Source organism: Vibrio sp. 10N.286.48.F5, assembly GCF_041469785.1.
Classification (GTDB): Bacteria; Pseudomonadota; Gammaproteobacteria; order Enterobacterales; family Vibrionaceae; genus Vibrio; species Vibrio crassostreae_C.
Genome location: NZ_JBFRLG010000004.1, coordinates 62162 through 86899, shown reverse-complemented (window position 1 = coordinate 86899; position 24738 = coordinate 62162). Strand labels below are relative to the sequence as shown.

The 24738-nt window shown below is 44.8% G+C and carries 13 protein-coding genes; 5 read left to right on the top strand and 8 right to left on the bottom strand.

The features are described 5' to 3' along the window. Positions 1-20: 20 nt before the first annotated feature. Entirely contained in the window at positions 21-10415 is a 10395-nt protein-coding gene (locus AB4185_RS03145; RefSeq protein ID WP_372135066.1) for a hypothetical protein, read from the bottom strand. Positions 10416-10721: 306 nt separating this feature from the next. Here AB4185_RS03145 and AB4185_RS03140 point away from each other — a divergent pair, with 306 nt between their 5' ends. Beyond that, positions 10722-12581 (top strand): helix-turn-helix domain-containing protein, encoded by a 1860-nt coding sequence (locus tag AB4185_RS03140; RefSeq protein ID WP_372102264.1) that lies wholly within the window; start codon positions 10722-10724, stop codon positions 12579-12581. Positions 12582-12609: 28 nt separating this feature from the next. Here the strand turns inward: AB4185_RS03140 and AB4185_RS03135 are convergent, their stop codons facing one another. After that, positions 12610-13476, bottom strand: a complete 867-nt coding sequence (locus tag AB4185_RS03135; RefSeq protein WP_372134832.1) for a LysR family transcriptional regulator — start codon at positions 13474-13476, stop codon at positions 12610-12612. Positions 13477-13620: 144 nt separating this feature from the next. Here AB4185_RS03135 and AB4185_RS03130 point away from each other — a divergent pair, with 144 nt between their 5' ends. Continuing rightward, positions 13621-13995, top strand: a complete 375-nt coding sequence (locus AB4185_RS03130) for a nuclear transport factor 2 family protein (protein WP_017060338.1) — start codon at positions 13621-13623, stop codon at positions 13993-13995. A gap of 204 nt (positions 13996-14199) precedes the next feature. On the opposite strand, the gene proX is transcribed toward AB4185_RS03130, so the two are convergent. From proX to proV, 3 genes are read right to left on the bottom strand one after another with little or no spacing between them, the layout of a single operon-like run. Further along, a complete protein-coding gene (proX, locus tag AB4185_RS03125) occupies positions 14200-15207 on the bottom strand; it encodes a glycine betaine/L-proline ABC transporter substrate-binding protein ProX (protein ID WP_017065955.1) in 1008 nt (335 codons plus the stop codon). Further along, positions 15200-16294, bottom strand: a complete 1095-nt coding sequence (gene proW, locus AB4185_RS03120) for a glycine betaine/L-proline ABC transporter permease ProW (protein WP_102393819.1) — start codon at positions 16292-16294, stop codon at positions 15200-15202. Before proW ends, proX begins: the two co-directional genes overlap by 8 nt. A gap of 3 nt (positions 16295-16297) precedes the next feature. Then, positions 16298-17485, bottom strand: coding sequence for a glycine betaine/L-proline ABC transporter ATP-binding protein ProV (proV, locus tag AB4185_RS03115; protein WP_372134830.1), 1188 nt, complete (start codon positions 17483-17485; stop codon positions 16298-16300). Positions 17486-18127: 642 nt separating this feature from the next. Between proV and AB4185_RS03110 the strand changes: the two genes are divergently transcribed. Beyond that, complete coding sequence (locus AB4185_RS03110; RefSeq protein WP_372134828.1) at positions 18128-18865, top strand: HAD-IIB family hydrolase; 738 nt, start codon at positions 18128-18130, stop codon at positions 18863-18865. 29 nt (positions 18866-18894) lie between these two features. On the opposite strand, the gene AB4185_RS03105 is transcribed toward AB4185_RS03110, so the two are convergent. The 3 genes from AB4185_RS03105 to AB4185_RS03095 all read right to left on the bottom strand — a co-directional run bounded on the left by AB4185_RS03105 (position 18895) and on the right by AB4185_RS03095 (position 22813). Beyond that, a complete protein-coding gene (locus tag AB4185_RS03105) occupies positions 18895-19107 on the bottom strand; it encodes a TIGR02450 family Trp-rich protein (RefSeq protein WP_017068050.1) in 213 nt (70 codons plus the stop codon). Positions 19108-19248: 141 nt separating this feature from the next. Beyond that, the gene (locus tag AB4185_RS03100) at positions 19249-21696 is read right to left on the bottom strand and encodes a molybdopterin guanine dinucleotide-containing S/N-oxide reductase (RefSeq protein WP_017060333.1); all 2448 of its coding nucleotides are present in this window, start codon (positions 21694-21696) and stop codon (positions 19249-19251) included. Between the two features lie 22 nt (positions 21697-21718). Further along, positions 21719-22813, bottom strand: a complete 1095-nt coding sequence (locus tag AB4185_RS03095; RefSeq protein WP_017060332.1) for a NapC/NirT family cytochrome c — start codon at positions 22811-22813, stop codon at positions 21719-21721. 307 nt (positions 22814-23120) lie between these two features. Here AB4185_RS03095 and AB4185_RS03090 point away from each other — a divergent pair, with 307 nt between their 5' ends. Further along, positions 23121-23396, top strand: coding sequence for a nitrogenase-stabilizing/protective protein NifW (locus AB4185_RS03090; protein ID WP_136979680.1), 276 nt, complete (start codon positions 23121-23123; stop codon positions 23394-23396). Between the two features lie 135 nt (positions 23397-23531). Continuing rightward, positions 23532-24656, top strand: a complete 1125-nt coding sequence (locus tag AB4185_RS03085; protein ID WP_136974637.1) for a M14-type cytosolic carboxypeptidase — start codon at positions 23532-23534, stop codon at positions 24654-24656. The last annotated feature ends 82 nt before the right edge of the window (positions 24657-24738 follow it).

The following is a 24738-nucleotide window of genomic DNA, read 5'->3' as shown; positions in this document are numbered from 1 at the left end:
CCAGTTACGGTTCCAATGGCTTACTTCTGTTCACTTTGTTGGTCTTTGCGATGAACGCTAAAGTTGAACTTGGTGAGCTTGTTCGGGGTAATTCGCAACACTTTTGGGTTTTCGCTCACCACTTCCATGGAGGTGGAGAGCGAATCAGTGTCCAACTTCACGAGGAAGTTCTTACCTTTCTTATTGAGTACCCATTGGTCGGGCACGTGGTAACGACCGTACTGGTCTGTGTAAATAACGATTCCCTCAACCGTCATCAACTTAACGCCCGGAATACCATCTTCGTAAATACCTTTGTTCTCGATAACGATTTCCCACAGGTAATCCTCACCATCGCGATACAGGTTTCTGGTTACGTTGAGATTTTCCGCGCTCAGTCCCTTCTTCTTATCGGATTCATGCTTAAACTGAATCTGACCTTGTGCGTCGAACTCGATGCGAGAGCCCGCATCAGTCGTGACGTAGAAATCAAAGCTTTGCTGCGTGCGAGTTTTAAATTGAATCACCACTTTGCTGGTTTCTGGCAGTGTTCGGTTCACTGAATGTCCCCAAAGGTCACCAAGCTCCAAACCTTGTTCAAGTGCAGTGGTTATCGCACCATCTTGAATAGCAACGTCTTGACCATCACGAATGATGTGCGTCGAATCAGCGATGTAGCCTTGTGTTGCTAAGTTTGCAGTTAGCTCAACATCAAACGCGGTTGCATCAGCTTGGAATCCATCTTTGTTATGATCTTCAAAAACTTTACCGATGATCGATGAGGTATCGAACACCTTGTCCGGCTCAATGGTCACTTTGGCGGTGTCTTCATTAGAAACAGCCGAGCCATCAACCTTCGCTACTGCGGTGTTGATGTAATCACCAAAAGTGGCACCTACCGAGACACGCAATAAGTAACGAATACGCAGCTTCTCGCCCGGTTCAAAGCTCAACGATGTGAACATTAACTTGCCCGTATCTGATGGATCTTGAGAGATAACCTGATCGTCTTCCGTACCGAACTCACCATCAATGCCGCTTAGCACAACTTCTGATGTATCCACGATGTATTTCAGACCACCTGGGTAACGGTCTTCCACAGTCACGTTCTTAAAGTAAGATTCATTGTTGTTCTCAACGATGATCTCGTACTCAACCGCATCACCCACTTGCGCGGTATCTTGCAACGCAGACTTGGTCAGCTCCAACTCTCCAGAATTATCAGGAATCTTCTTGATATGAGTAGTTACACTGTCGCTGGTTTCGGTACCGTCAGATTCGGTCGCCGTAAAGGTATTGGTAATGTCGTCATCCAAGCCCTTACCTAGCGTACCCACGACCTCAAACGCGTAAGCATTTCGTTTGTTGGATTTCAGGTTAACGGTAGTGTCTAAGTCTTTATTCGACGGGAAAGAATGACGCTGAATAACCGCGCCCGAGTCGTCGACTTCCACACCTTCAATTGTCCAATCGATAAAGACTTTATTAGCAGTGCTGTTTTGTAGCTCACTGATCTCATCGGTTAGACGAACATTAGCCGCGTTACCTTGACCGTTGTTGGTCACGGCTAAGTAATAAGTGACACTGTCGTCATCTTCGGTGTATTCAGGCTTATCAGAACGTTTTTCAACAACCAGATCAGCACCCACTGGCGGCAAATCCAAAGCAGATACTTGATCTGCCACTGCCTGCATCGAGGTTTCAGAGGCCAACATGCCTTTAGAACGAGCGCGCATCGCTGGGCTACCAGTTAAGTCGAGGTAGTATCCAAGCACATCGATATTAGTCAGCATGTCTTCGTTGACCGTCAATGTGAACGTGTAATCAATCTTGCCGCCCGGCGATATGTCGACCAAGGTGAACAGGTCTTTGTCGTCATCAAAGGTGCCAGGTTGAGTTTCAGCCCCTTCTGATGTTGCCGTTAGTGTCCATTCATCAAACGCATTACTAAAATTACCATCAATATGATCACCCATGGATTCAGAGAACTGGGTGTAAAGCGCGACATCTTTGGCTATACCTCGGCCTATGTTTTGCACCACTAAGTGATACTCAACCTGCTCTCCCGGCACGTAATACGGGGCATCGGTAAACAGCTCAGCTTGAACCACAGCCGCAACTGTTTGAACTGGAGGACTGATAACATCGCCGCCATCTACTTGCGCAGTATTAATGATGTGTCCGGTCGCGGTATCGACTACGGTGCCTTTTGAGCGGAACACAACTGTGCCGTGCGGTGCAATATCCACACTGTACTCAATTGGGCTAATTTGCTCCGTCGTCGTTCCTACCGTGGTTGACTCAACAACCAAAGAAGTGGTTCCAGCAACAAAAGCAGGCCCAGTGGTACCATCGTAATAGCCCACCTCTATCGTGCTCATGTCATCGACAACACTTAAATCGCTGATGTAGTTGTTAGAGGTGTTTTCAATGGTAATCAAGAATTCCAGCTCACCACCCGGCTCATACTCGGTTTGTACGTTAGTTTTCGTCGCAACAAACTCAGAGTCTTTCGGTGTCATGACTACCGTTGAGTCTTGTGGTGTTCCGTTATAAGTGATGGTTGCCGTGTTACTGATATCGCCAATCGCCGTCGTACGAATCAACGCCTTAACATGGAATGTCACGGTACTTTGTGGCGCCACATCCATACTCACATCGATATCTTCACTCAAGTCGAACGTCTTGGGAGTGACAACAGAGCGATCATCCGAGGCGTCAAAGCTCACTTCCCATAGTAGGAATGCCGACTCTTGTTTATCCGCGGTCGTGTCGACTTGAATGTCACTGATGATGTCTTGAAGTTGAACACCAGATGCAAACGCATCAGAGCTGTTGGTTACGGTGATGTCGTAGTTAATCAGCTTGGTTACTTCATACGATGGCGTATCAACCGTCTTCTTGACCGAAACCGTCGCCAACACTGGTGTACTGGTAGCACTGTCATCAAATGTTGTGCCGTCAAAGGTCGCTGATGCGATGTTAGTAATATCGCCTGTCGCCAACGGATTAGTCGCAACTTGAATAGTGAAAACAATACTGTCTTGAGGCGCAATATCGAGCGTCTCATGAAGGCCTTCACCACGGGTTGCATCCGGTACTGGGGTTTCACCGGTTGTCGATACCGCCGATATTTGGATTGAAGCAGGGTCAAAAGCTTGTTCAGTCGTACCACCTGCAATCGTGGTTTCAACCGACTTCAGCGCATCTTCAATAGCAACATCTTCAGCCCAACCTAAGCCGTTATTCTTAACGGTCACGGTGTACTGAAGTGTTTCTCCCGGAAGGTACTCTGCTTTATCGACATCTTTAGTGATCTCAACTTGCGCATCTTCTGGAATGTAGGTCGCGTCTGCAGAGTGCTCACCGTCGTCGCTATCAACTTTAACGACGTTAGTGATCTCGCCTTTGGCCTTATCATTAACAGTGTTGGTCACGACAAATGAATAACTGTCACCCGGGTGAATGCTGTAAGTCGCACTATAACCCTGTGCGTTATTAACCACATCTTTGCGAGCGTTCAGGGCTGGATCGCCACTGCCATCAAGCTGTTCGTCGCTAATGATCCAATTACCTGTCAACGCTTGCTCTTGATCTGGGCTGTTAGCCACCTCTGTCATGATGGTATCGATGCGATCCGTCAGGACTTGATCGACAAGGTAACCTTCACCTGTGTTAGCCACGGTGATCTTGTATGAGATAGGTTGACCCGGTTGATACTTAGCATCAGGTTCTGCAATTGGCGTCGTTTCTTTGGTTAGAACCAATTGACCCGACTTCGGAGTGAGAAAGCCTTCTCGTAAGCGAGCGATCTTCGAATCGTCCAAACCATGTCGTAGATAAGCCGTATTGGTAAAGCGCCCAATCGCATCATCACGAACCTTACCTTGAACGTGAATACGGACAGCTGTGTACTTATCACCACCACCCGTACCAGCATCGTCACGCCCAGCCATCTTGATCGATTCAACAGGTAAATCGATGTCTGGACTGTTTTGACCAACTAGCTTATCTAACTCTGAAAAATCATTAGCGTCAGGGTCTGATGGCGCGGAGTTATAAAGCACATTGTAATCGACGCTCCACTCCGTGAGTGCGGTTTGCATCGAACCATCGACAGTTTCGACTTCGAAGCCACTGATGATGTCACGAATCGAAAACAGGCCAGAATCCACATCGTCATTGGTGATGTCGATATAGTAATTCACTGTTCCACCCGGCACGTACTCAGGCGTATCCGTCCATTTATCAATCAGGATATTCGAGCGGCCAGGGTTGAGGGCAATATCGTTGGTGTTATCGCCATTCACTTGTGCTGTATTGGTGATGGTACCTGTCGCTGACGTAGAAACTCTGCCTTTCACGTCAAATACAATGTGCTCACCTGGGCGAAGGTCGACAGTTGCATTCAATGGTACACTGCCGTTGTAGTTACCTCGTACGTCATAAGAACCAACAGGTTCCACAGCAATCGCGGTGGTCCATTCAGAGAACGCATCATCACCATCTTCGGTTTTGATGGTATGAATAGCATCGATAACACTCACGTCATTCGCGATGCTATCACCCGTATTCTCTAGCGTAACTTGATACTCAACATCCCCGCGAGGTGCGTAGGTACAGCTACTGCCATCGTTTGAAGGAACTGAACAACCAGCCGATTCACCATCGGTGTAAACCAAGGTTTTGAAATAGTCGAGCTCAGCTTCTTGAGGTGGGATAGTTTCTGACGTCGCAGACTCATTTTCTGCCGTCACTCGGTTGGCTTCGATAGTTCCCAAAGCGTCATCACGGATAACACCCGTTAAGTTAAACGTCAGTATTTCACCTGCGGCAATATCGGTTTCAATATTCAGGTTATTGTTTGGGTTATAGCTAGGAACATAGGTATCGACGTTGGCATCAATACCATTACTGATTTCGTGAATGATATCGCCCGAAACAAAGGCAGACTCCATTGTTCCGCCAATAACCTCAACTTGGATATCCTTTACCGTGTCTTTGATTTGAATATCATTCGCCCAACCGTTTTCAGTGTTAGTGACCACAAATTCATACTCAACTTCGTCACCCGGCAGATAGGTATCCCCATCATTGAACGGGTTGCCGTTAATCGACACCACGCGTTTTTCAACACTGATATTATTTCCTAGTGGCATTAGAGTCGCAGTACGAACCTTACCGTCATAATTCGCTTTGTTTTGAATATCGCCCAACGCATCCTCACGAATCTCAGCATGGATGGTGAACGTTAGGCTTTCTTGAGGCGCGATAACAATGTCGTTATCAATATTGACGTTATTACCAGAAACGAAGTCAACCGCGTCTGTAATCGAACCTACCGCTGCCGTTTTTTCTAGCTGCACTTCCCAACCAGATAAAAATGGCTGGCCGACAGGGTCAGTGCCAGACGTCGAGGCATCTTCTGCAATGCGAGTCTGAATTGCAGAAATAGTATCTTCAAGGCGAGAACCATACTCAATACCATTACCCGTGTTCTTAATTTGAACTCGGTAGTAAACCTCACTTTCACCAGCGACTTGAGAATACTCAGTCTTTGCCGAGGAGAGGCCTGCGTCATAAAATGCTTTCTTAGAGAACGAAATTTCAGGCTCAGCCATCTTTGCAGGTGGAGATACGGCAATTAGTTCATTTCCGTCATCTTCATCGATGTACGCTCGGTTAGTGAAAGAACCTACTGCTTTCGGACTGATTTTGGCCTTGATGACGTAACGCACAAACGATGACAATACTACACCGCCAAAGTTGTCTGCCGATATATCAAAGTGCGTATCAATCGGTTGATTGTCTTTAATCGAGTTATCTACATCAGGATCTGAAATCCCCGATCCATCAGCGAAAGTTTCAATCGTCCAACTATCAAACGCCGAACCGCGAGTTCCATCGTAGTATTGAGTCGTTATCTGGTCGATATCATCACGCAGGCTAATGTCATCAACGTGCGCCGATGCGATGTTCTCGATTAGGATTTCATACTCGATGTAGCCGCCAGGCATGTAATTGGTAGCACCAACCAACTCATTACCATCCGTGTCGTAGTAAGCCAGAATGTTTTTTTCGTAATCAATTTTGCGACCAGTTTGCGAAATATTATGAGATATCGTGTCGCCATCGACGGTTAGAACGTTAACAACATCGCCATTGGCTTTGTCATTGATGGTCGCGACAACTTGGTACTCAAGCTTAGCGCCCATCGGAATATCGGCTTCAACATTTAGGTTACTGTTGGTTGATGTGTAAACATTGCCAGCACCTGCGCCCGCATCCACATACTCAGAATCAGTTCCAGTTGCGATCGATGTGATGGTCCAATCTGAATACGCTGGTCCTGTATTACCATCCACTAAGCTGACCGTAATATCTTCGAGGTTATCGACGATTGGAATATCGTGAGCGTTACCTTTGCCGTCATTCTCAATCACTAAGTGATAGGTCACGGTTTGAGCGGGCTCGTACACCGCTTCATCAGTCGTTTTATCAAAATCTAAATGGTAGCCATCGGGAATCACGACGGTATCTCGATAATGAATATCACCGACCGCATCCGGTCTTACGGTACCTGTTACTGTGTAAGTCACGTCTTCGCCAGCATCGATATCAATCGAGGTTACGATGTCAGTGTCGTTCGCAACATCACCGTCTTTGGTACCATCTGTTGTACCCGCGTTCGCAGGATCGCTCTTAGCAACCGCCACCGTAAACTTGTTTGAACCTACCGAATCATCGAAAAATGGATTACCTGAATTGCCATCTTGTAGCTCCACTGATATGTCATTAATCAGTTCGTTAACGTCTACGTTGTTTCGATAACCATGTCCATCTTGAGAGTTGTACCTAATGGTATAAGTCAACTCATCTCCCGGAGAGTAGCGGTTAATGTTAGTAGTGCGAACAACGCCGCCGTTATTATGTACCTGATGGTTTTCAGCCACGGCACGTTTGGCATACTCACAATCGTCAGTACAACCGGCATTATCATCATGAATCAGCACGGCTTCGTTGCGGATTATGCCGCCGTCTCTGTCCGCTACACCGTTAGATACCGCATTGTCTTTGACATGCGCCTTAATACGCACCGTGACAAAGTCTTTGGCCGGAATTGAAACTGGGAACTCCACATCTTCAGTCGTTTGAGGGCCGAAACCAGAGCCAGTATCAACAGACCAATAGTCAAACGGGTTTTGATTAAGAACATCTTCTACTTCACCATCTTTATCATTCGCTAGCGTAGTAGTGATCTCACTCAGGCGATCCATGAAGATAAGATCGGTCTCATCAGTGTCGCTGTTATTGCCAATAACGATGGTGTAGGTGAGATCTTCACCCGGCGTGTAGCGGACAACATCGGTCGTTTTGGCTAATGAAACATTGATGTCATAGGTACTGTGTGAGTTATCTATTTGAGCGGAAGAGCTGTGGTCACGGTCTGTAATAGGATCGTAAACATCAACACGGTTCGATACTTGTTCTTCTTCATAGTCAGACTTAACAATGCCGCTCACCTCATAGTGAACCCACCCTCCGGGAGTGATATCAACGTCGGTATCGATGTCAGTGTCGTTAGCAATGTCACCGTAACGAGAACCCGGTTTATCTGTGTTGGTCGAACCTACAATTGTCCAACTATTAAAGAAGTTAAGCGCTGAAATACTATCTTGTACCGTTGCGTCATTTGCATAGCCAACACCGCGGTTATAGATATAAATATCGAACGTAGCGCGCTCACCTACAACAAAGTCGGTATTTTGAGCGGTCTTAGCGACTACAAGATTCGGCTCGCTAGGATAGGTACGTACCGTATCCGATAGATTAGTATCTGGTCCCGTCACTGTTGCGGTATTGGTGAATGCTCCCCAAAGAATCTCACTGTCGACACTGCGATCGAGTGTCCCAACAATGGTATAAGTAATCGTCGCACCTGGCGGGAGCTGAGCGGTGGCATCCAGATCATTGTTATCCGAGAACGATCCAGGGTCAGTCACGGCTTTCACCCACGGGGAGTCTGCCTCTCTTTCTGCACTGATCGTCCACGAAGAGAACACGGGCTTGGTATCACCCGGCTCGTGAAGTAACTCTGCTTCTATGGTACTGATTTCATCTTTAACATTGATGTTAGAGGCGAAACCGTTCCCTGCTGGGTTGGTAATGCTGATCGTATAAGTGACAGTATTGGTGGTGTCGGTATACGCGTTTTGTTCGTCATGACCATCAACACGCTTATCCAATACTAAGTAGTAATCTCGTGGGTATGAGCCTCTATCGGAATAAAGTACGCTGTCAACCGTCACTTCATTACGGATTTCATCATCGGCAATGGGGTTTACGATCGCGGCAATGCTATAAACGATCTTATCGTGTGGAGCTAGCTTTGCCTTCACATCTAAGATCTTTTGATTCTTCTGATTACCTTCTATGTCATCAGTAAAGCCGGGATCACTGTTTGTCGAAATTGAGCCGTCAGAGGCATAAGATTTCGCAGTAATAATCCAGCTCAAATACGCTTTAGTCGGTGTATCATTAATAGACTGAGTCATGACAGAGACTAAATCATCATAAACCGGTATATCAATCGCATAGCCGTCACCGTTATTCTCTACCGTGATGTCGTAGTTCAGGGTACCGCCAGCTGAGTAGTAACGAGAATCCACTTCCTTTTGGACCTTTAATTTCGAGTTTGGCATTTGGACGCCAGAACCCGACTCGCCTAAGTTATCCCCTAAGCACAAGCCGGCATCGGTACCATCATCAACAATCTGCCCCACACTGGTGTCTGCCACTTTTGCGGTCAGCTTATAATGAACGAAGCCCTCAGGTGCGAGGTCGACTTTCAAATTGATGTCGTTTGTTGTCCAAGTATTGTAATTAAATGAACCATAATTCGATCCTTCACCACTTCTATCAGCGACTTCAAGCTTCCACTCGGAAAATGCTGAAGCATTAGAGCCATCCGCTTGCTCTGTCACGATACAAGCAAATTTATCGACAACTTCGATATCGTTGGCGAAGAACTCTGTGTCCTTGTTAGAAATAACAATGTCATAGACCACTTCGTTATCACCGACTATCCCCGGAACATAAGTCGTATCTGTGGTGTTCTTATTACGTGTAATTTGACTTGATGACGTCGTCAGAACGTCTTTCGAATCGAGAATATTGGCCAAAGCATCGCCAGAATCTGCGTGGCCATCAGCATCAACCACTCGGGCTGCAACTTGGGGAATTTGACCAATAGACACAGGGCTAACGTCCACCACAACGGAATAAACAATCTGCTCACCGGGATAGATAGACACTTTGTCTTCTAGTGACTTGTTGGACTCCTTTCCAGATGCATTGAGTTCAGAAAGGCTATTAGAACCGATCGAGGTCACTTCATTGGTCCAAAAATCGTAAGGGTTACCAACCGTGTCAGTTGCGTTCTTTTCGTTGCTGACATCGTTACCTAGATCGGTTTCAAGATCCGCAAGAAACTGCTGAACCGAATAATAGTACGCGATACCAGTGTTTGCTTGATTAGCAACCGTGACCGTATAGGAAAACTCATCGTCGACTAGGTAGTTATCCGATTGGTTCAAGGTATGTGTCAGGGTGATACTAGGCTCAGTGGGTGGAGTGATAACCTCATCAACTGTGACCAAGTCATCGCGTGTTTCAGCGATTATACCGTCATTAACGATGTCGCCGACTAAATTGTCGGCAACGGTCGCTTTAATTTCGTAAGTCACAGAACCGCCTATATCAATCGACGCATCACTTACTGATAAGTCCCCTGATTCGGCGAAGGTGCCTGGATCGCTTTTGCTGCCTTCAACCTTGGTGGCAGAGTTAACGTTGTCAGTAAAAGCTTGTTGCAAAGCCCCTTCAATATTGAGTGCCTTTATATCTGAAATGATATCTTGAACGTCGAGCGCCTGAATAAACGTATCGCCAGTATTCGAAACCTTAATCTTATAGGTGAGTTTGTTATTGAGTTGATAGTTCGCTTTATCGACCGAAACAACAACATCATGTTGATACACACCACGCTGAATGGATTCTGTATTTGATTCAACAGCATCCAATAGTCCAGTGCTCGCACTTGCGAAGTTATCAATCGTACCGGCTGCGTTAGCAGAAACGGTGGCGACCATGGTGTAGGTCACTGACCCACCAGCCGCAATACGCACACCTGATGCATCTAAGTTTCCGAAGCGACTGTAATCACCTGGAGATGACAGGAAGGAGGATTGCGCTTGAGTCGAGACTTGCGAGAACGCGCTGACATTATTCCCTTGGTCATCTGTCGTTAAGATATTTAACAGCTCATCCTTAACGTCCAACTCAGCAATAGCTTTATCCGACTCATTCGTTAAAACAAGCGTATAAGCCACCTCTTGGTCGTTGTCGTAAGACGCGCTGTCAACAGACAGATCCATAACAAGACCCGTTGTGTCCGCATAGGAGGCAAATGGAATCAATAAAATAGATAAGAAAAAGGCAAGGTTGTATCTGAACATTAACGCGCACTTCACAGTAGATTGACAAGTGTCTAGGCAAAAAGCCATAGATTTGACGTCACTAATTTGGCACTTAGCCTATTAGGGACATGCGCAACATACAGTTCAAATAATCCGAACAATTAACATCTGTAAAAAACAAATTACTGAAGATGTTAAATAGAGAATCTGATGTCTAAATTAGAATCAAGACATTGAGTTAATTATCAGAAGGTTAATGTTTTAATGAGTGAGTTTTCACAGTTGTTACGTAACTTCAGAAAGGAACTTCAATTTACACAAACAGAGTTTGCAACCTACTTAAATCAGCTGGACGACGAGTTTAATGCGGTTGACGTCGTAACGATAAATCGTTGGGAAAACAGTAAGGTAAAGCCTAGTACATACAAAGCACTCAAGATCTTACAGTACCTTGGCGGAGATTTGTTTGAGACAATAAAGAGCTTTAAATCCGAACAAAAAGACACACTAATCGAACTGTTTTTAAACGAATCCTATGGCTCATTTCAAAGTAGAATTTCAGCTCTATCAGGCCTGAATCAACAACAAGGCAAACGCAACTTTAAGTCACGGCCTTTAATGTCAGAGCCGTGTGACACTGGCGTTATCGACAGAATCAAACTACTTTCTAAATTCACAAAAGTCGATATTTCGCCATTGGACCAAATTGATTTATATCTCTACTACTGTGAGAAAAAAGCACATGGTCACAAGCTGATCAATGTTGATGGCGACATTGTGAGTCACAACGTAGGCTTTTTCTTTGAAGACCATCAATTTGAAACATTAAAAACTCAAGAGCTAGATCTAAGAATGGCCTGCTCTTTAAATTCAAGCAAAAGCATAAATTATTTTAATATAAGCTCACACTCAGAGACAAAAGATCATGTTATTGAGCATATAGTTTCAGACATACAGTTACTTTCTCAGAACAAAAACATTAAAAAATATTCTGTTTTAGTAAAAGACCCCAATATGATGAGACTCTTGAAGAGTGTGGGGTTTGAAGTATTTAAATTTTCAGAACCTTCTGCTAAAAAATGTAATATTACATTCAAAAATAAATATTATAGCTACTGTATATTAACGATTGATAAAATAGACTATCTGACTAATCGGAACGTAATGTCACTAATCAAAGATGAATATTCTACCATGATGAAATTTCCGCAATTACTGCGCGAAGCGCGCAAGAAATTGAAGTTAACGCAAAAGGATTTTGCGGCATACATTAATCACTTAGATGATGAATTCAGCTCTGTAGATGTCGTAACGATAAATCGATGGGAAAATAGCAAAGTAAAGCCAAGTAATTACAAAGCCCTAAAGCTACTGGACTGCCTTGGTCTGGACTTGTATACAACGTTGAAATCCTTTGATTCAGAAGATAACGAAGACAGTGCATTACTTGAAGACTTCCTTCGTGAGAGGTTCTTTTCGTTTCAAAGCCGAATATCGTCTATCACTAAAGGGGAAATAGAAGAAGGCTGCGACTGTCAGATCATGCCACTAATGACAGATCAGAATGACAAATCAGTAATAGATAGAATAAAGCTGATTTCACAATATACAAAGGTGGATCCTTCAGCTCTTGATACTATCGACCTGTTTCTCTATTGCAGTGAAAAAAAGGCGCATGGCAGAAAAATGGTCGATGTTAATGGCGATATTGTTAGTCATAGCCTAGGTTTTTTCTTCAACGAAGAGGTATTCGAGCAATACCAAAATAAACATCTACATATTAAGCAAGCCTGCTCTTTAGATTCTAATCATAACTTAAATTACATTGTGGTTAGCGGTCACTCTGAGAAGCGTGAACAATCTATTGCGAACCTGATTTCCGATATGAAGCTTCTTGCAAGAAATACTAAGATTAAAAAGTATTCCATGATCATAAAGAACCCAAGTGCATTGGAACTTATGAAGAACATCGGATTTGAAATATGGAAGTTTTCAGAACCAACAGAACAAAAGTCGAACATCACCTTCAAGAACAAAAACTACCGCTATTGCGTACTGACTATCGACAAGATCGAATTACTGAGTAATAAACATGTTATTTCTTTTATTAGTAAATATGGTTAAGCACCGGATTTTACCAACGATAGAAAGCTTATACTAAATTCTGCTTAAGCTTTTCTTCCAACGCTTGGATACACAGCTTGATGGCGATAGGCGTATTTGAAGCAAATGGGTTTAGCGCATAAACCGTGTTGGTGGGTAATTCAAAGCTTGGCAGCACGTCGACAACATCACCAAATAACTGAGGAATGCAGAAATCTGGAATCACACCGATACCAACACCTGATTTAATCAGTGCAAGGCAACTGTGGAACGAATTGGTGACGCAACTAGCTTGCTGTTGGTAGACAAAGTCCTGCTCAGTTTGAGAACTAAAATGATGAGTCACCTGCTTTCCCTGCCAAGAGTTTGCAATGTAAGGAATCGATTCAAGCTCACGTTTACGCATGCTTTCAACGCCACATAACACATCTTTAAACTCACCTAAACGCTTTTGCTTTAAGTTACTGTCACGAGAACTGCCCACTCGTACCGCGAGATCAATATCGTGCTCCATGAAGTCTAAATGCTGATCGTCGCTTATCAGTTCTGGCTTTAACTTCGGATATTGTTTCATCAGATCGGCAATAACAGGCGCTACCAATAAATCCATCAAGGCATTCGGAGCTGTGATACGAATCCGGCCTTGTGGCTCTTCTAGCTCGGCTTTTGCCATATCCCAAGCCGATTCAGCGATCACATTGATGTCTTTGCAACTCAAATAAAAGCGCTCACCCATGCTTGTCAAAGTTTGTCTTCGTGTTGTGCGTTTAAGGAGAGAGGCGCCTAACTCTTGTTCTAGAATTTTGAGATGTTGACTGACGACAGATTTAGACAACTCTAACTTTTCAGCCGCAGCCGAGACTGAACCCTGCTCTACGATATGAGCGAAAATCGACATCTGCTTTAGCTTACTCATCTTATTGTTCTCTTTTTACAAACAGTATTTTCTATTATCTCTGTTTTTCAAATCAATTTCCAAGACTAAACTCAATTCAACTTATCGAAATACCAAATAAAAAAGACAGTGCTCGAAACAACAAGACTGTTATGGAGAAAGACAATGTTAGACAACCAAATTTTAGAAGCATGTAAGCAAGGCATTAACGCGTGGCAAAAGGCTTTCAACAACCAAGATGCGAAAGGTTGTGCCGATCAATATACTAAAAGCTGTGTAATGGAAGCGCGTCCATTTGGTACTTTTGAAGGTCATGAAGCGATTCAAGCATTTTGGCAAAACATCATCGACCAAGGTTTCAAAGACGTTGATTACACCGATGTAAAATGGGAAGAGCACCCAGACGGCGGTTACATTCTTACCGCGAGTTGGACAATGAACAAAGCGTTTGGCGTTGTACATCATGAACACTGGGCACTTGAAGCCGATGGCTGCGCTCGCTTAGTCAGCGACAACTTCGAAGTTCAAGGCGAACGCTAGAGCTGTAATTAACAGCTAGAAGCTCAAAAATAGAAACAGAAAACAAAAAGCCAGCAATCCAAATGGACTGCTGGCTTTATAATGTTCACTCTTGTCGCCCTTTCACTTGGTTTGAAGGTGATTGAGTGACTCTACACAATCACTCAACACGCTCATCATTTCAAATCAAAGTGTCTGGTAAGACAGAACAAATCCAAGTCAAAGTTACAGTGCTGCTTTCTTCGCTTCTGTAATCCAACCATCGAACGTGCTTTGGTTCGCTTTGATCCAACCGTTTACGTGCGCTTCGATATCAGCAGAGCTGTTCTTACCTTTACTCATCATCATGTTCTGAGCGCTTACATCATTGATGTTAAGTTTGATGATTTCAAAAAGCTTCGCTGCTGATGGGTTGTTCTTAGCAAACTCTTTATTCGCAATAATGCGCATTGAGTTCATTTCGAAGCCGTAGTTTTTGCCGTTAGATAGCGTCGTATCCACGTTCGAACGCTCGCCAGGAAGTGCTGAGAAAGGAACTTCTAACCAAACTACATCTTCGTTAGGCACCAATACGCCACTTACCCAGTAAGGTGTCCACGTGTAGTAAAGGATTGATTCACCCTTTTGGTAACGAGAAATTGTATCTGCAATGATTGCAGCGTAGTTACCTTGGTTGTGAGTTACCGTATCGTCCAGTTTGAACGCTGAAAGTTGGTGTTCAATCACCATCTCACAACCCCAACCTGGGTTACAGCCTGTTAGGTCTGCTTTGCCATCACCGTCCGCATCAAACAGCTTCGCGATTTTTGGATCAGTTAATTGACCAATGTTGGTGATGTTGTACTTTTCAGCCGTTTTCTTATCAATTAGGTAACCTTGAGCAGCGCCGCTTACATATTGGCCTTCACGGTAGAATTTCTCATCACCACCTGCCATTGTGTATTTATCAGCATGAAGCGGGAACCAACCTACCGTTAGAAACGTTGCGTCACCCTTTGCAATCGAGGTGTAGCCTACGTTGTAGTCCACTTCTTGAGTTGATTTCACGTCATAACCCAGTTCTTCTAGAGCACGGTTAACGATCAATGTTTGGAATGTCTCTTCCGCTACAGACGATTGAACAGGCTGAACTGATACGCCATCACCCGGTAGGCTTGCTGCCCACACGTTAGTCGATACCGCTAATGTAGAAACGATGCTTACTGCGAGTTTACTCTTCCATGAATTATTCATTGGTGTTTTTCCTTAATTGAAGTTCTGATTTGTTACCGCGATTAAGTACATTCAGTACAAGGGAAACAGGTCCCATGCGATACCAGCGTAATTTTGTATTACCAGCATTGACACCCAGTACTTGGGTGATTCTGTCTAATAAGATGGCTAAGATAACGATGCCTAAACCACCAACAGCGGCCAGTCCCATATCCAAACGGCCAATACCTCTCAGTACCATTTGACCTAAACCACCTACCGCAATCATTGATGCGATAACCACCATCGATAACGACAACATCAGTGTTTGGTTCACGCCCGCCATGATAGTTGGTAATGCAAGTGGCAGTTGAATTCGGTAAAGCATCTGCTTTTTGCTTGCACCGAATGAGTGACCCGCTTCGATCAATTCTTCCGGAACTTGCTGAATACCCAAGATGGTCAAACGAACAACAGGAGGAAGTGCGAATATGATGGTCACCACGACACCCGGAACGTTACCGATACCAAACAACATGACGATCGGTACTAAATAAACGAAGGCTGGTGTGGTTTGCATAGCATCCAAAATTGGGCGCACGAATTTAGCCGCCGTGTTACTTCGAGCGAGCCATATCCCCATGGGTAAGCCAATCAATAGGCAGAAGAATACGGATGTCATGACCAGTGACAATGTGGTCATTGCTTCAGACCAAGCGCCAATCAAGCCAATGAAAGTCAAAGATACGGCCGTTGCAACGCCAAGCTTCAAGTTTGAAAACTGCCATGCCACCAAGAACAAAATGATGAGCATAAATGGGGCTGGCGTAGACACCAATGCCGTTTCAAATGAACTTAGAATGAAATCGATAGGTACACGAATTGCCTGGAATAATGGGCGTCCGTGCTCAACTAACCAATTCAGTCCAGACTCAACCCAAGTGTCAACAGGCAGCACAGCCTCTGCAAAAGGGTTAAGTGGATCAAAAGGTGTCGTTTCAACGGTTTCGCTGCTTAACCAATCCGCTGACGGTGAGGTATCAGCGGATTGACCCCAAGGATCACTTGCAGGTTGAGCTGGAGGAGCCGATTGAGACCATGGGTCATTATTTGTTTGTTCAGACGACATGATCTACCCCTTATCCAATGTTTGTAACAGTCGTGACTGAGTCACCACGCCAAAGTAATTACCTTGCTCATCCACAACAGGCACTGAGTAAGGCACACCACCAACTAGGCCAAGCACATCATTGATTGGTAAATCAGGGTTTAGCGTTAATCCATCATCGAGCTGCGCGCTCACTAATGATTTGTTCTCTTTGTGAGCTTTACGAAGCGAGTCAATAGAGACAATGCCGGAGTAACGGCTGCTCTTCTCAACTACGATGCCGTATTCGCGGTCGTTATCCATTAAAATTTGCAGAGCGGACGCCGGGCCATCGTGTTCTGATTTTTTAAATACCGCGGCTGGCTTCTTACGCGCAATGTCTTTCACAGTAAGCACGCTTGCCACGTTCACACCGCGGAAGAAAGCTTCGACATAATCGTTGGCTGGGTTATTAAGAATATCGTCTGGAGTACCTACTTGAACCACTTCGCCATTTTGCATAATCGCAATTCGGTCACCGATACGCATCGCTTCATCCAAATCATGCGAGATAAAAACAATGGTTCGTTTATCGTCATTTTGAAGGCGAATAAGCTCATCTTGCATTTCTGTACGAATCAAAGGATCGAGCGCCGAGAACGCTTCATCCATCAACAAGATATCTGGGTCACATGCTAGTGCACGAGCCAAACCAACACGCTGCTTCATACCACCAGACAACTCATCTGGGTAAGATTCTGAATATGCGCCAAGGCCAACACGTTCAAGTGCTTCAAGTGCTGACTGCTTTCGTTGCTCAACTTCAACACCCGCAAGCTCTAGACCAAATGCGGCATTCTCGATGACCGTCATATGCGGCATCAAAGCGAAATTTTGGAAAACCATCGAGATGTTGTTGCGGCGAACTTCGCGGAGTTCATCTTCTGAGATGTGGGCAATGTCTTTGCCTCGAAGAAGCACATTGCCTTTGGTTGGTTCGATCAAGCGGTTAAGAAGGCGTACTAGGGTTGATTTGCCAGATCCTGACAGTCCCATTATGACGAAAATCTCGCCTTCTTGGATACTAAGAGAAACATCGTTAACGCCGATCGTTAGCCCTGTTTCTTCGAAAACTTTATCTTTATTTGCGCCTTCATTAATCATTGTAAAAGCACGGTCGGTGTCTTCACCAAACACCTTGTACAGTCCCTTAACTTCCAGTATGGGATCCATGTAATCTAATCCTTTCTCAGTTATTTAAACTTAAAAATGGTTATTTAAACCCGAAAAACAATTAGCACTCTAAGTAATTGGCACATGTAAATCAAGGAGCTTCGTGCGGTAAAACAAGGTGACAGACCGAAACCAGACCAGTGACAGCAAGACCAAAAAACAAGCAAAAATATAACAAACCATTGATAATTAAAGGGATAGATTAGACAGATGCACTACCAACATTATGTATTACTTAGTCGTAGATTATTGAATATTAATTTTACATTAGAGTAATTAATAGGCTGAATGAACCAACAAAAGCCACAATTAGTTCGTACACAAATAATTCGAATACGAACTATTTATTAAGCTTTCATGATGTTTCCGAGGCGAAAGTTCGCTCGGTAGAAAAGATAAGATCAACTCTCAATCTCTACCTAAAAACCAAAGGTCAACCGGCCTAAAGTCAGCGAGTTGAAATCAACCTTTTCAACCAAGAATTTTAATACATCACACCAACTGTGATACTTGCTGCAAACTCTCAATTGGCGATTACCTAAGCTGGAATTCAACTTGTAGAGTGCTCACTGCTGAGCCATTCTTTATAAAAGAAATAGACATTTCCCCGCGATGAATGAGAGAAAAAGACAAGGAATTCGAATGATAAAAATGTTGGTGTGTGACTTTGACGGTACGCTTGATGGAGGCTCATCTCACGGTGTTAACCAGCTATTTGATTACCTCACAGAACAACCTGATATTCGCTTTATCATCGCGACAGGAAGAACATTACCTTCGATTCGAATGGGTTTAGAATCGGATAACTACCCGAAGCCACACAGTATTATTAGCGATGTGGGCACCAAAATTCATCATGTTCATTCCCAAAAACCAGACCATGTTTGGCATAACCAACTGGAAGCTTCTTGGAACAAATCAAAGGTAGAGACGGCTCTCGCCCCCCTTGATTTTATGGGTGAGCGCATAGAAAACCATCAAGGCGATTACAAGATCACCTTTGAAGGAAAGCTTTCAGAGCCTCAACACGAACTGATTGAATCTAGCTTGGAGATGCACGGCTTAGATGTCCACCTAACGTATTCACACGACTGGTATCTAGACATCACACCAAAGGGAGTCAACAAAGCAACCGCTATCCACCATCTTTTGAAGCAACACGATTTGAGCGTTGCAGAAGTGTGCGTCGCAGGTGACTCAGCTAACGACACCTCAATGCTCACCATTGAAGGCGTAAACTCGATACTGGTTGCTAACCATTACCCAGAGGTTGCTCACCTATCGGATAGAGACAACGTATACACGAGTAGAGCAACACATGCTGAGGGTGTCTTAGAAGGCCTTAAATACTGGCAAGGACGTGCAGCAGCGGGTAATTAGAAATAAGGACTGCTCCCTACTTGCTATCCTTATTTCCAACCGGGAAGCCAATGATCCTTGTCGGTGAGATCCCGCCAGTTGATGTCTTCCTCTCGTTTGGTCATCACCGCTTCTATCAAACAACGAATAACCTCCCCTTCTTCAAACTCTACCTCTGTGACCATAAAGTGTTTTTCTTTCTTTACAGGGCTAACGGCCGTCCATTTACTGCGAAGTAGTTTCTTTGGATTGATTCGATTCATGAGTTAATTTCTCGCTTAGATGTCATTGATTATTATGGATTGTCTAGCCGACACTGAGTAATAGTCTTCGTCGCAAGAAAAGGATCAAAAAAAGCCAGCGATTAGGCTGGCTTCATTCAGTTAGCTATTACTTGTTAAAGATTAGCCGTTTTTAGGTGGATCAAATGCCGTGAGTTCTAATACTGGACCTGTGTATTTTTCAATCTTCACAAGCGCAGAGTTTGCAGCACAGCCATTCGCCAAACGAGAAGTCGGGATATCCAACGTAAGCACGTTACAGCCACCGTTTTTACATAGACCTGTGTCTTTATCTAAATCAGGCCAACCGCCTTCATGGATACATACAGAGCCTTGTTTGATGCCATCCGTCACTAATGCACCCACCAATACTTGTCCACGACCATTATGTGCACGAACCAAGTCACCCGTTTTAATGCCTCGAGCTTTCGCATCTTCAGGGTGAATTGAAATCGGCTCACGGTCTGCAATCGCATACTCTTCGCGGATCTTCGCGTAGTTGAACTGGCTATGCAGACGGTGCGCGGCGTGCGCTGTCATCAGTTGCAGTTCGCCATCTTTAGCGTTGCCTGTGTACTCTGTTGGTTCTAACCAAGTTGGGTGTGCAGGGCAATCATCTAGTTGGTAACCTTCAATGGTTCTTGAGAATATCTCGAACTTGCCACTTGGTGTACCTAGTGGGTTCATGATTGGGTTCTCACGAAAATCAGCGTAACGAACAAACTGTGCGTTCTTCTCGTTCCACTTCATCTCGATCAACTGATTATCTTCCCAGAACTTGCTGAAGTTAGGCATTACGATACGCTGACCACGACCACCTTGCTGTGCGGTTTTGTAAAAACCATACAGCCATTCCATCTCGGTCTTGCCTTCGGTGTACACATCACGACCACCCGGAGCAAGTAACTCAGACATGTCCGCAAATACATCGAAATCGTTACGAGCTTCACCTTGTGGCTCAACCACTTTCTTCATTGGCACTAAGTGTTGGTTACTGTAGTCACCCGTCATCGTCATATCATTACGTTCAAACGATGTAGTAATTGGCAGAACAATATCCGCGTGCTTAGCTGCTGCTGTCCAGTAAGGTTCTGAGATAACAATCAGCTCAGGCTTTTGCCAAGCTTTGATCAAGCGGTTGGTATCTTGGTGGTGAGTAAAGTTCGCACCGCCTGCCCACCAGATCATTTTGATCTCTGGGAACGTTAGGTTGTGACCATTGTGATGGTAGCTTGAACCCGGGTTTTCTAGCGCTTCAACAATACGCGCTACAGGGAATGCGTTCACAGATCCTGAAACAGCCCAATCGTTACCCGCCGAAGAACCACCGCCAAGTGACGCTGAAATCGCAGGAAGTACGCCTGCATCACGAGCAGGGTTACCACCGTTTGAGTAGTGGTAAGAAAGACCGAAACCACCACCAGGCAAGCCAACTTGACCTAGCATTGTCGCTAGCGTAACCAACATCCAGTGACGTTGTTCACCGTATTGTTGACGCTGCATACCCCAGCCAGACATCAGCATAGTACGGTTCTTACTGAAGATATCCGCAAGTAGCTCAAGCTGCTTCACTGGCACACCACAGATCTCAGACGCCCACTCAGCAGATTTTTCTACGCCGTCTTCCTTACCCATCAAGTAAGCTTCGAATACGTCGTAACCTGTTGTGTATTTACCCAAGAATTCTTTATCGTGCTTGCCCTGTTTCACTAACGTGTGTGCGATACCCATCATCATGGCTACGTCAGTCATTGGGTGAGGAGCAATCCACTCTGCGTTGTCACCAAAAAACTCGATAGTCTCAGAGCGCATTGGGTCAATCGCAATCACTGTCTTGCCCGACTTCTTCAACTGGTGGAAGAACTCAAGACCTGCACAGTCGGTTGAGCTCCAAGCGATCTTCAAGGTGTTAATTGGGTTTAGGCCCCAAAGTACCACCACATCACTGTGCTCAAGGATAACTGGGTAAGTCGTCTGCTGTTCATACACCTCAATCGAACCCACAACGTGCGGCATGATAACTTGCGCAGCACCTGTTGAGTAATCACCTAAGTGACCAGAGTAACCACCAGCCATGCTCATGTAACGTTGTAGAAGCGTTTGCGCTTTGTGCAGAACACCACTTGAACGCCAGCCATAAGAGCCTGCGAATACAGATTCCGCACCGTGCTCTTGACGAATACGTGAGTGTTGTTGGTGAATCAATTTGTACACTTCATCCCAAGAGATACGAACAAATTCATCACTACCACGTACACCTTCAGGTGCAGATGGGTTAGCCAAGTAGCCTTTACGAACCATAGGGTACTTAACACGCGCTTTGGTGTGTACTTGATCAGGGCCTGTGGTCTGCAGGCTATTTGGAACCGTTTGTGCCAGTGCATTCGTCGTCGACACTAACTTACCATCTTTCACTTCACACAGCATTGGTCCCATACGACCTGATGTTAGAACACCAGAACCACGTTTGTCCGAAGCAATTGCGCTCATCGGCGTCAAAGATGTGAATGCCAACGCACCAGCTGTAATACCTGTGCCTTTCATAAATCCACGACGTGTCATATTAGTCATAATTTTATCCTTCTAATTCTCTTTAGTGACCAACAACGTCTTTCGCGTGGTTTTGGAAGTACTTAGTCAGCAGCTCAAGGTTTTGCTCAGAAATGTCTGTACGGTCGCCCATACTTTTCGCAACAGGTCCCCAAGCATTCACAGTGAAGTGGTTTGAAGGAATTTTCGCGTGACACGTTGCACAGTAAACGTTGTCCAACTCTTCTGCGTAAGACCAGATTGGGTCTAGTTTATCGACAACTGGAGAAGTGATATCACCCGTTAGCGCAACTGAACGCCACTCGTTACCGTAAGCATCGGCTTTATAGTCACCAGTAGTCAGTGCTTCTTGACCTTTGTCTGTCAATGTCGCAACGATTGCACGTTGGCCTTCACCGAAGTAAAGCACTTGCTCTGCACCTTTCATTTGGAATGCATTCAAAGTCACAGTACGGTTGTCGCCTTCAGCCTTGACCACTTGCAGTTCTGCTGTTGGGTTTACACTGCCGAAGTCACCCATTGCGATATCGGTTACTGGGTAAACCACTTTCGCATCTGCTGGCGTGTTTTTCGTAAATGCGATCAGGGTATCGAACGCTTTGCTATCTAGCTGAGCTTCAGGAGCAAAATGTGCAACGCCTTTGTGACAATCGATACACGTTTGGTTATTTTCGCGACCATAAGCATGCATTTTTGCTGCATCACGAGATTGCTCGAACTCTTCCATTGCATCGAATTCGTGACAAGAGCGACAAGTCGCTGAGTCATTCTCGCGGAATTGAGCCCAAACTGTCTCAGCCATCTCTTCACGGTGTGCTTCATATTTCTCAGGCGTGTCTATCTTACCTGAAATAAATTCGTGGTAGATGTCTTTGGACGCTCTTACTTTGGTGATCACGTAGTCAATCGGATCAGTTGGAATGTGGCAATCGGCACATTCAGCTCGAATGCCTTTTGCGTTACTGAAGTGTACAGAACCTTGGTATTCTTTGTGGGGTGCTTCCATTGTGTGGCAAGAAACACAAAACTCAGTGCTCGATGTATAGTGCATAACGGCTGCAGTTCCCCCTAAGGTTAACCAACCAATACCTATACCAACCGCCGCTATTAGTGCGATATAACGTTTTTTTATTGTCATAATTCTTAATCATCTTCAACAATTGGTTACAATTAAGATCAGAATAGTACTTTAGGGGTAGATCAGTTTGATTTGGATCATAAATCGCATTCTGAGGAACAAAGATTGAACCTTTATGAGAACCCAAGGGCACTTCACGAAATTATTCCCCACCAGATACAATCGCCCACCAAATAAGAATCGACGGTTAAATATCTATTATTGATTAATCTAACATCAACGAGACAAAACGGCTTTCTAAGTCAAAGAAGTAAATTGTAAATCTATTACAATATTGGCTATCTATTTTTCATAAACTCCTCACTCAATGAACCAAACAGAATTCCAACAAAAAATAGCGAGTTTCACCGCCATCGAACAAGCGCTTGATTACTTCGAAATTGGCTTTGATAGCAAGTTTATCGACCAAAATAGAATAGAGCTTGTGAAGCGCTTTAATGGTTATCTGATCCTATCGAAACCCGATGATTGGTTCTCAGGAAGAAGAGCGCTGAAAAACGCTTATTGTAAGGTTCAACGCAGCAAGTTAGATCGCCACACACGTTCAGCCTGTCGTGGGTGTACAACTTGTCAGCGTCGATAGATAGGAAGTACTGCTCAAAGTAGAGAACTAAAAAGTAGATAGTTGAAATAACATCTCATTACGATTTAGTTAGTGGTTTGCTCGAAAAAAAGTGTGCTAGTCTTACGGCAACTCAACTACGAGATAAAAACTACAATGAAAATTTTCAGCAATTTCGAAAGCGGCAACATTCACGTCGTTTCTGCAGATTCACCACAAAACATTCAACTGACTATCCCAGCAGACTACCAAACTGAAATCTCTCAGTGGTTTCACTTCCGCTTAGAAAGTGAAGCTCAACAAGCTCACCACTTTGAAATCGGTCAATTGGCAACATCTGCCTACCCTGAAGGCTGGAAAGATTACGATGTGGTTGCATCGTATGACCGTGAAGAGTGGTTCCGTATCCCATCTCAGTTCGATGGCGATACATTAAGCTTCGATATCATCCCTGAACACGATTCAATGTACTTCGCGTACTTCGCGCCGTACTCATACGATCGTCACCAAGATCTTCTGCACAATGCTCAAACGCACCCTGCTTGTAAGCTTGAAACTCTAGGTCAGACGCTAGACAACAACGACATCACTTTGCTAACCATCGGCGAGCCAAGTGAAGAGAAGAAAAACATCTGGGTTATTGGTCGCCAACACCCTGGCGAGACGATGGCTGAATGGCTGATCGAAGGCCTGCTACAACGCCTACTTGATGAAACAGATACGGTTGGTCGCTCTCTTCTAGACAGCGTTGTGTTCAGAGTTGTACCAAACATGAATCCAGATGGCAGCATCCGCGGTCACCTGCGTACTAACGCGATTGGCGTAAACCTGAACCGCGAATGGCAATCACCTTCTATGGAACGCAGCCCAGAGGTATTCCTTGTTCGCGAGCGTATGCTGGAAACGGGCGTTGACCTGTGTCTAGATATTCACGGCGACGAAGCGATTCCATATAACTTTGTAGCAGGTAGCGAAGGCACACCTTCTTACAACGAGCGCATCGCGAAGCTAGAGAGCCACTTCAAGCAAGCACTGCTCACTATCACGCCAGAGTTCCAAGATGAATTTGGTTACGATAAAGACGAACCAGGCAAAGCAAACATGACAGTTGGCACAAACTGGATTGGTGAGCAATTCAAGTGTTTGGCTTACACCGTCGAGATGCCATTTAAAGATCACATCAGTCACGCTGACGAACTTTACGGCTGGTCTCCAGAACGAAGTGTCGCGTTTGGTCACGATATGCTAGCCGCAGTTTGGGCTACAGTAGACGAGCTATAAGGCGAACTAAGCTCATTAGCTTTACCTGTATCGCCTTTGGTTTATAAGAATCTGGGCTATAGATAGAACAAAGCCCAGCACT